Below are 13,268 nucleotides of genomic sequence, written 5' to 3'. Positions count from 1 at the left end.
GTGACTTACATAAAGACACAAGAAAAAATAGTGTGTGGGTCATCTTTATGGATTTAGTTGAAATTAATAGCTGTCCATCGTTTTTAGTAGAGATGCTTATCGATTTGAATGCACTAAATGATTGTACTGCTATTAGTCAGAAATATCGTGAACGAGCATATTAAGAAGCTTGTGATATTGATGTTTTGCTAAATAGTGGGCGCGTATTAGATTTTGCAAAAAAACGCAAGCTTTTTTAGAGTGCGCGGAGGAAATCCTCGATAAAGAAAGCGTATGTCAATCTTACTATTGCTGGTATTAAATATTTAAAACTAGCTGGCCAAGACTATAGTGTGCAAGAATGTTTTGCAAGTAGCTAACTTTTGGCGAATTTAGAGCGTACAGCTTTGGTGAGTGAGAAGAGTGTATATGATCATATGGTTTATTAAGAATAATATTGAGAAAGAATTTGCGCAAAATTAATGATAATGCCTCCGAAGTAAAATTATTTTTTAAATTGCCAAGGAGCTTTAAAATTGTGAGATCATAGGCTCTTACACGCTGGATTTGGGGGTGTTTTAGAGTAAGATGGTGCGCAGAAGCTTTATTTTGTACTGTAAACAAAAGGAACGAATAGCGAGTTTGATTTGCGCCTTAAAGAGATGCTGAAGATTAAAATGCGGCAAGGCGCATTTTACCGCCCTTGAGACTGGTGTGGTGTTTAACGAGGTACCGGTGATGAGTGGGGGCGCGATTCTAAGCGGGGGATAGTGGTAGAGAGAGTGGGGGGGCTGTGGTAGGAGTGGGCGGCACGAATGACGCTGTCTTTAGTTGCGTACTGCCAAGATAATTTTGTGCTTTGCGAAATTCGCCAAGGCTTTTGGACGTACCGCGTTTACTGCGTAATAAAATCTTATGAATATCATGCAGAAGGCGCGCAGAAATGGGTGATTGCGTGTCTAGCATTCCCAATGCCGTAATTAAGTACAGCCACATAATGAGATAGCTCTTCAATATCATCAGTCCCACTGATACTTTTTCTTTATTTTCAAAAAATAATAGGTCAGATGATAACGATTATGTCCTTTCTATCTGAGAAAAGAGTAGCACCGCTTGCGTATATGCACGAGTAAAAGTTATTCAACATTGGTCTGAGGTAAAACCGCCAATTATTTCTAATACACCTAAGGATTTCATAGCTTGCTCTAACGGTTTATATAAAGCTGCCATTTTAAAGGGTGGATTGGGTAGCAAATTTATTGGGATATAGGCTTTATGAATCTCTCGAATTAAGCTTTCTACTATGCAGGTCTTAAGGGTGATTGCATATATGGTCGCATCTGTTGCTGCGTTGTGTAGGCAGAGATCCTAAATTATGAAAGGAGGACTTTTCTTTTAATTACAAAGGAAGAATACGGCGCGTAAGTGCAGCAAAATGTATTTTGAGGAGCAGTAAAGGGGTGAGGCATTTGATATCCAGCGGGTGACGGATTAACTGGAGTATAAGTGGGCATTGCTAGGGCAGAGTTTTTAGTTAAGAATTGCGCTCCGTACGCTATAAGCTCTCTGCATCCTTCATATAGGCGTTGAGATCATCGCCCAATGCAACGTAAAGGGGCTATTTTTCCTTTAACGCTTGTTTGGCTGCTTTTCCATTAGTGCCGCTGGCTCTATCAGCTATTACGGTTATAATTTCCTCGTCCAAAGAACAGATCAATCGATTGCGTAATAGGGGATATGTGCCTTTTTTGACCGTGTCTTTTTTTAAAAGCAGCTGTTACCTCGTTGCAGGGTTGGGTGTTATATGATCAGCCTGCCAAAGAAATGGAAGCGTTATCGCGATAGCCACCAATAGTAGTCCAGCGATAAAGGCGGCAGCAAATTGCAATGATATAAAAGAACCAAGGACGCCGACCAAAAAGCTTCCGACCGGCATTCCAGCATAGCCGATCACCCGAAAAGCAGAATTAGCTCGCCCGAGAAGTTGCTTTGGTGTGAGGCGCTGCCTGAAGGCGGTAACACCAATAAACCATAAGCTTGCTCCAACGCCAGCGGTAAAGGTGACGCCCCATACGACGACAGCACTTTTTGAAAAGGCTGGAATCAGCAGCAAGACAACCGTTCCTAAACCGTCAATGAGAACAGCTAGGCGCACCGGTGCATAGCGTATACGTGGCGCAAATAGGGCACCTGCCATTGTACCAAGCGCGTAGGCTGCAAACATCACGCCATATTGGCTGCTATGTAGGCCCAGATACCGACCGTCGGTAACGAAGAAGATGAACGAGGTTAGGAATGCTCCAAATACCACCGATAGAAAGAATGTGAGTAATGTAAGGGAGATAAGATGCCGATTTGAAAAAATGAAACGAAAGCCGGCAATGATATAACGGAAAGTGATGTTTTCTTTATCAGGTGTTGGCGATGTCGGAACAGCACGGCGAGCGGTAAAAATCAATGTGATAAAAAGCACGATTAACAGGCCAAGAAATAGCAGTGTGCTATGCGCTAAAATGCTGCTTGTTATGATAGGGGCAAGAAAAGAGGAGACCCCGAAATCTAAAAACAAGACAATTGAGTAGAAGGTCATCAATCGCTCTCCCTCCATGATAAGTGGTGGAATCGTCATTATATAAGCTTCGGCAGAAACGACGATGAATCCAGCAATGGTTGCATAGAAGAAAATTTGTTCGGCTGGAGCAATCTGTATCATGAGCAGTACGAACAGTACAATATGCAGTAGCATGAAGATGAGGAGAGCCGAGGTGGCAAGTTTTATTTTGTCGCAGCGATCAAGTAAAGTGCCTGCAAGGATGCCGAAAATTGGCCACGCTAATGAGAAGAGACCTTGCGCCCAACTTACTCCGACTACGCCATATCCAGATTGTCTTGCTAATAGCGGGATGGCAGTGCGCAAAGCACCGCTGAGTAAGGCGAGCAGACTAACGGTTAGGCAAAAATAGCGTATGTTCTTATTGGCAAAAAGCGTGAACATTCTTTTCTCCTTAAGATGCCACACAGGTTTCCGCTGGTCCATCAAGTACGGCGGTTGTATTAAGTATGTTTGCGACATAGCCGTCCAAGATATTCCTATCTGCCTGAGGTAGAAGAAAATACATAAGGTTGGAATACCATTGCCAACCACGCTGAGTCAGCTGGAGATCGTTATCACTTTCTGCGATGAGACCTGCAACTATGAGCTGTTGTAGGTTGTTGTAAACGAAAGAGGGGAGTGCGGTCCAGTCAATTCTTTCTTTTTTGGCATAGCCGTTATAAGGTAGCCGCATACACAAAGCCTTGGAGGCTTGTTGCTCCGCTGATACCCAATTGTAGTATACTTTGGATTTGCCTTTAAGTTGTATGTCGGTAATGTATCCGCTTCGACTGGGATTGGCTCGTGTGACGAGTGAGCCGAGAATCGACAGTGCTGCCGCTCCGAATCCAACCACATAATCGTCATGATAACCATGCAAATATTTGTGATAGCGGAAATAATTAGCTGAACTTGTTTTAGCGAGCGTTAGAGGAGTGTTATTGGCAATTTTGATATAGGAATGCCCATTACACGGCGCATAGCCGCAGCTGCGCATAACGATGTCGCTAAATAGGCGAAGCATCTGTCGATGTTGTAGGCTGGATGGCTTTAGCCCTTTTTGTGCGTAAGACTTATGCAGTTGTGACGTGATAGCCAGATTGTTGATTGCATAGAGATTGATGGTTTCAGGATGAAGCTCGCTGGCTTGCTTCAAATCGTATAATAGTTCTTCGGCTTGCTGGCTGTGCATGCCATATAGTAGGTCGAAACCGACATGTCCAATTATCTCTTGTGACCAAGCCACGGTATTGTTGATTTGTTCACGTGTTGAGGTGAGGTTAAACAATGATCGGAAACGCTCAATGAAACTCTGTATACCGAAGCTGATCCGGTTAACGCTGATCTCACGGGCAGCATAAAGTTTATCACGTGTGACGCTCTTCGGTTCGCTTTCCAGTGTAAACTCGGTTAAGGAAGAGAGCTCAAATTCGGCATGCAATACTTTTCCGATGTGTCGGATATTATCTGCGGACAAAAGCGACGGTGTACCGCCATAGATGCTGCGGATGGGCCCTCTAAGCGAGCGAATGAAATTTCCTTTGGTTCTGATCTTTGTGGTAAGCGCTGACATATAAGATTCGATTTGCTTAACGTGCTTGTAGGCCCCTTTCTGAAAGGGACAGAAGGAACAGATGGTTTGGCAAAAGGGAATATGCAAATAAAGAGAAATGGTACGCGCTTGTGGAATCTGCTTACTTTGTACTAGTTTATTAAAGTCTAGGTAATCGTAAAATTCATTTGAAATAGTGCGAAATAACGGATATGTGAAGTTGTAAATCGGCTTGAGTTGATCGAACTTCACAAAAGGATAATCCACGAGTTGTATAGCTTACCTCGCCCAATTTCTTAACTTGCACTATACTATTGACGGGCGACTGGTGATCCAATCACCCGAGTGTATTACCAAAGATTTTCACGGAACATAATGAATCCTCTTTTTGTAGAAGTTATATGTATTAATAACTTATTATATGAACAGGCTAGCTTGTTTAAGAGGCAATGTAAAAATAAAAATATAAAAGAACTTTCTCTTGCAGCCTTATGGTCTGATATTGTAATTGGTATCCTGTTTTACGTGGTCGGGCTATGAATGCCTAGGGCGAGAAAAAGCAGGGTATTTTAATAGACGTGCGGGGCATCATTGCTATGTTGCTGGGACTTGGAATTTGCGTCTGGTTATGAAATATCATTAGCGCAAAAAGATGGTTTTAAAGGTAGAGATATATTTTTTAATATCCCTGTAAAACTTCGAGAAGAGATAGAATTATCTATTAGAAAACATATAAATGTCCAGTGTGATAATATTATCGAATTACATGACATCATCGCTCTTGCCCGCCATTTTGACATATTGCCTAAAATCTCATTGAGATTGCGCCATGTACTGGCAAACGGGGATAGATCGCGTTTTAGTACGACTGCGGCGGAGTTACGTGCCGCATTATCTTTGCTAGAATGCAATAGAATTAGGCTTAATGGGGTGCCTTTGCATGTGGGCTCTAATTCGACTGAGTTAATAGTATCCACCTTAACTAAGGTTGGAAAGGATATTTATGCATTGAAGGATAAAAAAAGTTTTATCAGTCAGGCGAGGGATATCCGACTTCCACAGCGTTCTGCGATGCTGTGACGGTCAATGATGAATCCCCTCGTAAAATTTATGAGGCATTATCACAATTGGGTTGTGATTTACATAAGCTTACGGTAATTATTGAGCCTAGGGGTATTATATATGAAGATTATGGTTATTTATTTTCAAATATTAGCTCTATAAAAGAGCAGAATGGTACGAACTTAATTACAATCTGGGCTCTGGGGATGTGTACTCAATCTGCACAGTGTCACTAGATCATAAGTCAAAGTATGTGAAAGCAACTGATACAAAAAAGATTTTACGATGGTGGAAGATCGACGATGAAGGACGTTAGTTCAAAGGAAATTGATATTATTGTGTTCTCATATCCTGATTTTTTGGCTTTTTAGATATAAATAACACACCTCCTAGTGTGTTGGAGACTATCAACTGTTGGATCACGCATGGCGCAATTAGCAAAAAATCCTATCTATTGGATTTGGTATGCTCTACTATATTTTCAGCTCTGAATATTGTGTGCGAAGTGCAATGTCAAGCGGTGGGAATTGATATAAGTGCAGAGTCTATAGGTATCCGCTCAGAACAAGCTATTATGCAGGGGATGGTTAAGTTTCATGTCGGAAATGCTGAGCGTATGTTTTATCCTGAAAATACATTTACGCATATTACGGCGGGGTGAGTGTTTGTAAGCATTAGCTGTAAAGGCATAGCTACTCACCATCCTAGGTTGTTTACTTCTATGTGGATAACAATAGAGGTTACAAAACTTGCTTCATATTAAAAGAAAAGTTTCTTTTCTTTTAATTAAGCATTGTTACAGCCAAAAGGAAATTAAATATCTCGCCTTTATTATTCTTGCCAATATTTGCTTATGTGTGATTATTTGAATCGGAATTAGGTTACGTCCACTATGGTATTTCTCGCTGTTTTATATAAGGAGAAGGTTCGCACCGATGTATCGCGTGCAATATCAATTTTTTCACTATGGTTGATAGAATAGCTTGTTGAGTGTAAGGTTCTTTTACCTTGAAGGAAGTTTTGGCATTCTTTAAAAATTAAGTTAATAAAGTTTTTCGTGACATTCATGCATGGGGTGATACCATAAAAGCGGACCTTTGTTGTTTTAAAGTTGGTGTATTATGGCTGTAAAAAATGGTAAACAAATGCGAAACAAGGGTTCTAAGCCTGTTTCTAGTTTCCTCAAAAATTTACGTGGTGTAAATAATTGGGAACAAGTTTCGCAGTGGCTTGCTTTCCGTAATGTAGAAGATATTGAATGTATCACACCTGATCAAGCGGGTGTACCGCGGGGCAAAATGATGCTTTCTAAAAAATTCACATCGGAGACATCATTGGCATTGCCTTCAGCCGTTTTTATGGCAACAATTTCAGGAGATTATCCTGAAGATGGCAATGGTTTTGAATATCCTAAAACAGATGGTGACTTACGCCTTGAGCCTGATCTTTCTACGTTAAGCATTGTTCCATGGGAAGATGCTCCTACTGCACAAGTGATTTGTGATCTTATATATCAAAATGGGCAGGTTGTGGATTATACACCACGAAATGTTTTGCGAAAAGTAGTTGATTTTTACACGCAAAGAGGGCTAAAGCCTGTCGTTTCACCAGAAATAGAGTTTTATTTAGTAGAAAAGAATCCCGATCCTGATTATCCTTTAGTTCCGCCGGTTGGTCGATCTGGACGTTCAATTGGTGGAGGGCAAGGGTACTCGATTGCTGGTGTGAATGAATTTGATGAGTTCATTGATGATATTTATCAATTTTCAGAAGCGCAGGGATTGGAAATTGATACGCTCATTCATGAGGAAGGAGCCGGTCAGTTTGAAATCAATTTACGTCATGGTGACCCGATTGAATTAGCTGATCAAGTTTTCATGTTTAAGAGAACAATTCGTGAAGCGGCACTTAAACATAATATGTATGCAACTTTTATGGCTAAACCGATCCAAGGGCAGCCTGGGTCTGCTATGCATATTCACCAATCGGTTATTGATAAGAAATCGGGTGCTAATATTTTTACAGAGGAGGATGGCGGAGAAAGTATCTGTTTTCGCCATTTTATTGGTGGATTACAAAGACATATGGCTGGGGTGCTTGTAATGCTTGCACCTTATGTGAATTCTTATCGACGTCTCATGCCTGATATTTCTGCGCCTGTTAATTTGCGGTGGGGGTATGATAACCGTACTACAGCTTTTCGTGTACCACGTTCTGCTCCACAAGGACGGCGCGTTGAGAATAGAATTCCTTCGTCAGATGCTAACCCTTATTTAGCACTTGCAGCTTCTCTGGCTTGTGGTCTCATTGGCTTACAGCAAAAGCTTGAACCCGATGAGCCAACAACAAGTAATGTGAATGCTGATAATGTTGAATTACCACGTGGACTTATTGAGGCTGTTAACCTATTTGAACAAGATACAGCGATACGTGCTATTCTAGGGGATGTATTTGTAAGTACTTATGCTGCAATCAAACGACAAGAGTTTGAAACTTTTATGGAAGTGATTAGCCCGTGGGAGCGCGAATATCTCTTGCTTAATGTTTGAGGTTTATCACTATGATTGAATGTAATCCAATTTCTCCAGGAGTTTCTTGGTATGAGGATACTTTAGAAGAACGCCCCTCTTATCCATTTTTTTGCGGACAGATACAGTGTGATGTCGTTATTATTGGAGGTGGATTTACAGGGCTTTCGGCTGCTTATCATTTAGCAAAAGCTGGAGTGAGTGTTGTTTTGTTTGAGGCTTCGCGGTTTGGTGATGGTGCTTCAGGGCGCAATGGTGGGCAATTGGGAACGGGGCAACGACAATGGGTGGAAACATTAGAGAAAAAGTATGGTTTTGAGCGAAGTAAAGCGCTGTTTGATTTAGCTGAAGAAGCCAAAAGAGATATTTTATCTTGGTGCGCTATGCCTGATTGTCAGTGTGATTTTATGGCAGGACAGCTTTCTGTGTTTCATAAAAAACGTGAGGTTATATCTTATCAACAGCATGTTGAGACAATGCAGCGTTATGGCTATCATGGTATTACTTTTATGGATAGGAATGAAACGGCCAGACGGTTAGGCTCGTCTTTTTATTATGGTGGTATTCATGATGCGGACACCGGCCATATAAATCCTTTAAAGCTGGTTATTTGGTTGGCAAAGAAAGCAAGAAGTGTTGGTGCTAAGCTTTATGAGAAGACACAAGTAACGGGGATAGAGCGTAATAATACCCATTGGAGAGTGATAACAGAACGGGGGAATGTAACAGCTGAGAAAGTTTTATTGGCAACCAATGCCTATAAGCTTGGACTTCAGCATTTTGTTGAGAAAAATATTGTTTCTATCCGCTCTTATATTGGAGCAACGGAACCGTTATCAAAAGATAGTCCGATTCTTCGAGGTGGCGAATCGGTAGATGATTCTCGTTTTATGGTTCGCTATTTTCGCAAAAGCATTGATAATCGCTTATTATTTGGCGGAGTAGAAAGTTATGATAATCAGCATCCTGCAAATTTAGATGAACGTATACTACGGCAGATTGCTGAAATTTATCCTCATCTACACTCTATAAATTTGACTCATAACTGGGGGGCGACAGTTGCTATTACGGTTGAACGTATGCCTTATGTTCGTCAACTTTTCGCAGGAGTAACTTATTGTGGTGGTTATTCGGGTCATGGAGTTATGCTTGCTCCTTTTATGGGAAAATTATATGCTGAATGGCTGACTGGGAAGCGTGAGCGTTTTGCGTGTTTTCAAGACTTAAAGATTTCATCTTTCCCAGGTGGCAGAGTTCTACGTTATCCGCTTGTATTTTTGGCAATGCATTGGTTTTCCTTAATGGATCATTTTTAACTAGAAATCATTTGCAGTAAAGAAAATTAATGGCTTATTTAGTATCTATCTGCTTTAATAATTGAAGCTTCTATAAATTGTTTAAGCTTTTGTAGTTGAAGAGGAAGAGAGACAGGTTCATGGTGAGTAAAATTATTCCAGTCTCTCCCTTTGATTGTATTATTTTTGGTGGCAATGGTGATTTGGCATCACGCAAACTTTTACCTGCTCTTTATCATTGTCAGTGTGTTGGGCAATTTAACGAGCCAATGCGTATCATCGGGGTTGCGCGCTCTTCGTTGAGGAGTGAAGAGTATCAAAATTTTGTTCGTGCTTCTTTGGAGAAACATATTTCTCCAAAAGATCTCAAGCAAATTCAACTTAATCGTTTTCTTGCACGTTTAGCCTATGTTTCTGCTGATATTACCTCAAACCGAGGTTGGGAGGATTTAGCTCTACTGCTGTCAAAAAATCCAGCTGATATTCGAGCTTTTTATTTAGCAGTTGGTTCATCACTTTTTGACGATATTGCGATGAGATTAGGGCAAAATGGTTTGGTGACTCAACAAACACGGATTATCATTGAAAAACCGATTGGCCGCGATGTAAAAACAGCCGTTGAACTTAATGATACATTTTCAAAGGTATTTGATGAAGATCAAATCTTTCGCATTGATCATTATCTTGGCAAGGAAACGGTTCAAAATTTGATGGCATTGCGCTTTGTTAATACGCTTTATGAGCCGTTGTGGAATTCTAACTACATTGATCACGTTCAGATAACAGTTGCTGAGTCTTTAGGAGTGGAGGGGCGTGCACAATATTATGAGAGTGCGGGTGCGTTACGCGATATGGTACAGAATCATATGCTACAATTGCTCTGTCTGGTTGCTATGGAAATTCCATTTACTAATAGAGCAAATGCCGTGCGTAATGAAAAACTGAAAGTTTTGCATTCTTTAACACCTCTTGGTATTCATAATGTAGAGCAACATACTGTGCGAGGGCAGTATCTTGCTGGTATATTGAATGGTGTTTCTGTAGGATCTTATCTTGATGATCTGGGGAAAAAAGTCAGTAAGAATGAAACATTTGTGGCGCTTAAGGTTAAAATTAATAATTGGCGTTGGGCGGATACACCTTTTTATTTACGAACTGGTAAGCGTATGGCTACGCGTATGTCTGAAATTGTTGTCGTTTTCAAACCCATCCCTCATAATATTTTTAATACGGCTTCAGATGAAGTTTTTTCTAATAGGCTCGTTGTCCGTCTCCAACCTGATGAGGGGGTAAAACAATGGTTGATGATTAAGGATCCGGGTCCTGGTGGTATGCGATTTCGTCATATTCCATTGGACATGAGTTTTGCGTCTGCGTTTTCTGAACGTAATCCTGATGCTTATGAACGTTTATTGATGGATGTTATTCGCGGAGATCAAACACTGTTTATGCGTCGTGATGAAGTTGAGGCCGCTTGGCGTTGGATTGATCCTATTCTTGAGGGATGGAAAGCAATAAAGCAGCCTGTTTATGGATATAGCGCTGGTTCATGGGGACCGTCTGCTTCAACACTTTTGATGGAACGTGATGGGCGTATATGGAACAATTTAGTTTAGAGCAATAAGTATGCATGGAATGAATATTGACCGTTTAAATTTTGAAACACCTACCACTCTCGCTTTGGCATTGGCTGATCGTGTTGCAGCAGAGCTTAGTGTGGCAGTTCTTGAGCGTAAGCGCGCAATTTTAGCAGTTTCTGGTGGTAAAACACCAGAATTGTTTTTTCATTATTTATCAAAAGCAGATATTGATTGGCAAAATATTATTATTACTTTAGTCGACGAACGCTTTGTGTCTGCTCATCTTGAGCGTTCAAATGAACATATGGTACGGCGTCATTTATTACAAAATTTTGCGACTAAAGCAAATTTTGTAGGACTTTATCAGAAGGCAATTACTGCTGAGCTTGCGGCTTTTTCAGCAGCTAGCCGTATCAATACTTTGCCTAAACCCTTTGATGTTATTGTTTTAGGCATGGGTGTTGATGGACATACTGCTTCCTTTTTTCCTGATGCTGATCGTTTGAAAGAAGCTCTTGATCTTCGGACGCGGGCACTTGTTTTACCACTTCATGCAAAAAGTGCTCTTGAGCCAAGGCTCACGCTGACGCTGCCAGTTATAATACAATCTCGTTGCATTATTCTTCATTTTGAAGGTTTTAAGAAACGAGATTTTTTTGAAGTGGTTTGTCAAGATGGGACTGAAATGGAAATGCCTGTTCGCGCGGTTTTACGTAATGCCCATCATCTTGTTCAGGTTTATTGGTCGCCGGAAGAAAATGAAATAAGTGAAGTGAAAATATGATACAGATGCAGGTGACACGCGATCTCATCTTTTATGATGGAATGGGGAACGAACATGGCACTTTCCAAGACAGTTGCTAAGATTACACGAAGAATTTATGAACGTTCTCTACCAACGCGAGAAATTTATTTAGATCGCATTGTTACAGCACAGGCAAAGCATCCCAAGCGAAGTTTTTTGGGATGTGCCAATCAGGCCCATGGTTTTGCGGCTTGTTGCCCAATAGATAAAGAACGTTTAAAGTTTAATACCGCTGGAAATATTGGTATTATTACTGCATATAATGATATGCTTTCAGCACATCAACCTTTTGAGACTTTTCCTCGCTTAATTAAAGAGGCAGCCCGTATGGCTGGTGGTGTAGCACAAGTGGCAGGTGGTGTTCCTGCGATGTGCGATGGCGTAACACAAGGGAATGCAGGGATGGAGCTCTCACTTTTTTCGCGTGAAGTGATTGCAATGGCGACGGCTATAGGCTTATCACACGATATGTTTGATGCTGCATTGTATCTTGGAGTTTGTGATAAAATCATACCTGGTTTAGTCATTGGGGCGTTAACATTTGGTCACTTACCAGGAATTTTTGTTCCTGCTGGTCCTATGACAAGTGGTCAAGGTAATGATGAAAAAGTGAAGATACGCCAACTTTACGCAGAAAATAAGATAGATCGCCAAACATTGCTGGAATCAGAAGCGCGTTCTTATCATGAGCCAGGAACATGTACATTTTATGGGACTGCTAACTCAAATCAGGTGATACTGGAGATGATGGGACTACACATGCCGGGAAGCTCTTTCGTCAATGCGAACACACCGTTACGTGATGCTTTAACAAAGGAAGCGACTAAGCGTGTACTTGAAATGACCGCTCTTTGCGATGATTATAAACCACTTGGTACAATAGTTGATGAGCGTTCTTTCGTGAATGCTATTGTAGGATTAAATGCAACAGGAGGATCTACCAATCATGCGATTCATTTGATTGCTATGGCTGCTGCTTGCGGTATTCGATTGACATGGCATGATATTGCGGAAATTTCGTCAGTTGTTCCTCTTTTGGCACGGATTTATCCCAACGGTTTGGCTGATATAAATCATTTTCATGCAGCTGGTGGTATGGGATTTGTTATTCGCGAGCTCATTGAGGCGGGTTTAGTACATGAGGATGTCTGTACAGTTTTCGGTAAAGGTCTCAATGCTTATGCAATTGAAGTAAAGCTTTACGCTGATGGTAGTGTGGTGCGTGAACCTGCTCTCAATGAAAGCGCTAATCATAGGGTATTGGCAGGATGGAGAAAGCCGTTTCAGCCTGATGGTGGTATTCGTGTTTTATCGGGAGACTTGGGTACAGCTATTATGAAGGTTTCATCTGTTAAATCTGAGCATTGGCGGATTGAAGCTCCAGTCCTTGTTTTTAATGATCAAGAGGAATTGCAAAAGGCTTTTAAATCTGGGGCGTTGAATGATAAAGATTTTATTGCTGTCATTCGTTATCAAGGGCCGAAAGCGAATGGTATGCCAGAACTTCATAAATTAACAACAATTTTAGGCGTTTTACAAGATAGGGGACAAAAAGTGGCGTTGGTAACGGATGGCCGTATGTCAGGTGCATCAGGAAAAATTCCTGCCGCAATCCACGTAACACCAGAAGCTTTGGAGAAGGGGCCCATTGCACGTTTGCAAGATGGTGACATCGTTTGTCTTGATGCTCATGTGGGTAAATTAGCCATTTTAGAAGATGGAGTAAAATTTAACGCGCGAACAATCATGCCTCCTGACCTTTCAAAGAATGAACATGGTGTAGGACGTGAGCTTTTTCGTGTTTTTCGTCAATCGGTTAATCGTGCAGATCAAGGAGCATCTGTTCTGATGATATAAGTAAATGCGAAAAAACT

Annotated in this window: 10 protein-coding genes; 7 read left to right on the top strand and 3 right to left on the bottom strand. The window is 41.1% G+C overall.

The window, feature by feature from the left end; translation table 11 throughout:
* Positions 1-735 precede the first annotated feature (735 nt).
* From LBE40_RS05735 to LBE40_RS05725, 3 genes are all read right to left on the bottom strand, one after another.
* On the bottom strand, positions 736-975 hold the full coding sequence (locus LBE40_RS05735; protein WP_004860638.1) for a hypothetical protein: 240 nt from the start codon (positions 973-975) through the stop codon (positions 736-738).
* A 781-nt stretch (positions 976-1,756) separates the two neighbouring features.
* Complete coding sequence (locus LBE40_RS05730; RefSeq protein WP_004860639.1) at positions 1,757-2,974, bottom strand: MFS transporter; 1,218 nt, start codon at positions 2,972-2,974, stop codon at positions 1,757-1,759.
* Between the two features lie 10 nt (positions 2,975-2,984).
* The gene (locus LBE40_RS05725) at positions 2,985-4,391 is read right to left on the bottom strand and encodes a coproporphyrinogen-III oxidase family protein (protein WP_245256416.1); all 1,407 of its coding nucleotides are present in this window, start codon (positions 4,389-4,391) and stop codon (positions 2,985-2,987) included.
* A gap of 342 nt (positions 4,392-4,733) precedes the next feature.
* Here LBE40_RS05725 and LBE40_RS05720 point away from each other — a divergent pair, with 342 nt between their 5' ends.
* The 7 genes from LBE40_RS05720 to edd all read left to right on the top strand — a co-directional run bounded on the left by LBE40_RS05720 (position 4,734) and on the right by edd (position 13,251).
* Positions 4,734-5,204 (top strand): type III PLP-dependent enzyme domain-containing protein, encoded by a 471-nt coding sequence (locus LBE40_RS05720; protein ID WP_004860647.1) that lies wholly within the window; start codon positions 4,734-4,736, stop codon positions 5,202-5,204.
* A gap of 478 nt (positions 5,205-5,682) precedes the next feature.
* Positions 5,683-5,847 (top strand): class I SAM-dependent methyltransferase, encoded by a 165-nt coding sequence (locus tag LBE40_RS05715; RefSeq protein WP_208432584.1) that lies wholly within the window; start codon positions 5,683-5,685, stop codon positions 5,845-5,847.
* A gap of 460 nt (positions 5,848-6,307) precedes the next feature.
* Positions 6,308-7,735, top strand: coding sequence for a glutamine synthetase family protein (locus tag LBE40_RS05710; RefSeq protein ID WP_004860658.1), 1,428 nt, complete (start codon positions 6,308-6,310; stop codon positions 7,733-7,735).
* A gap of 11 nt (positions 7,736-7,746) precedes the next feature.
* Positions 7,747-9,030: an NAD(P)/FAD-dependent oxidoreductase gene (locus LBE40_RS05705; RefSeq protein WP_004860661.1), complete on the top strand. Its 1,284-nt coding sequence runs from the start codon at positions 7,747-7,749 to the stop codon at positions 9,028-9,030.
* A gap of 119 nt (positions 9,031-9,149) precedes the next feature.
* Positions 9,150-10,625, top strand: a complete 1,476-nt coding sequence (zwf, locus tag LBE40_RS05700; RefSeq protein ID WP_004860664.1) for a glucose-6-phosphate dehydrogenase — start codon at positions 9,150-9,152, stop codon at positions 10,623-10,625.
* Between the two features lie 10 nt (positions 10,626-10,635).
* Positions 10,636-11,373, top strand: coding sequence for a 6-phosphogluconolactonase (gene pgl, locus LBE40_RS05695; RefSeq protein WP_004860665.1), 738 nt, complete (start codon positions 10,636-10,638; stop codon positions 11,371-11,373).
* Positions 11,374-11,427: 54 nt separating this feature from the next.
* Positions 11,428-13,251 carry a phosphogluconate dehydratase gene (edd, locus tag LBE40_RS05690; RefSeq protein ID WP_004860667.1) on the top strand — a complete coding sequence of 608 codons (1,824 nt, stop codon included), beginning with the start codon at positions 11,428-11,430 and terminating at the stop codon, positions 13,249-13,251.
* Positions 13,252-13,268 lie beyond the last annotated feature (17 nt).

The sequence above is a fragment of the Bartonella taylorii genome (assembly GCF_023920105.1).
Lineage (GTDB): Bacteria > Pseudomonadota > Alphaproteobacteria > Rhizobiales > Rhizobiaceae > Bartonella > Bartonella taylorii.
This window is presented reverse-complemented; position numbering and strand designations above follow the sequence as displayed.